This is a genomic window from Thiorhodococcus mannitoliphagus (genome assembly GCF_010915725.1).
Taxonomy (GTDB): Bacteria; Pseudomonadota; Gammaproteobacteria; order Chromatiales; family Chromatiaceae; genus Thiorhodococcus; species Thiorhodococcus mannitoliphagus.
In genome coordinates this window covers 1-770 of the sequence record NZ_JAAIJR010000392.1, presented here as the reverse complement: position 1 = coordinate 770, position 770 = coordinate 1, and the positions used below count along the sequence as shown (strand labels likewise).

The 770-nt window shown below is 71.7% G+C and carries 2 pseudogenes; both read left to right on the top strand.

The annotated features are described in order from the left end of the window. Positions 1 to 558 (top strand): annotated as a pseudogene (locus G3480_RS27060) (TraK domain-containing protein); the annotation flags it as partial. Next, positions 559 to 770 (top strand): annotated as a pseudogene (locus G3480_RS27055) (conjugal transfer protein TraB); the annotation flags it as partial.

Below are 770 nucleotides of genomic sequence, written 5' to 3'. Positions count from 1 at the left end.
GAGACGCCGGTGACCCTCTTCGTCAGCGATGCCTCGGACCCCAACCATGCGCTGTCCCTGACGCTCGCCCCACGGCGCATCCCCCCGCGCGAGATCCGTCTCGTCCTGACCGACCCGCTGCCAAGTGCGGCGCCAATCACAGCCCCGTCCGCACCGACCGCAGCCGCCGCGCCGGACTATGTTGCGGCCCTTACCGAGGCCATGCGCGCCCTGGCGCGCGAGGAGATTCCCGAGGGCTACGGTCTGCGTCAGGCGCGACGCCAAGAGACCGTGACCTGTGTTCAGCTGGGGCTGGAAACCCGCCGTGGTCAGGTCCTCGAAGGCGGCGCTCTTTGGCTGATCACCGCGCTCGCACGCAACACAACGGATGCCGAACTGGAGATCGAGGAGCGCGCCTGTCGCGCCGACATCGACGGGGACACGGTCGCCGTGGCCGCCTGGCCACGGGTCTGGCTGGCTCCGGGCGATCAGGCAGAGCTCTATGTCGCGGTGCGGCGTCCGACGCCGGAGCAGCGCCGACCCGCGCGTCCCTCACTGCGCGGCGTGGGAGCCCGCTAGATGCCCGTCACCCCCGCCGATACTTGGGAGCGGCTTTCGCCAGGGCTCCGCCGCTGGCTGCTGATCGGCGCCGTGCTCGGCGTGGTCGCACTGATTGCGGTGATCGCCCTCGACGAGCCAGCGACCCCCGGTACCCGCGCCGAGCAGGCCCGCGAGCGGCTCACCCGGCATCTGCTGACCGACGCCGATCCGCGTGCGCTCGGCATCGACGG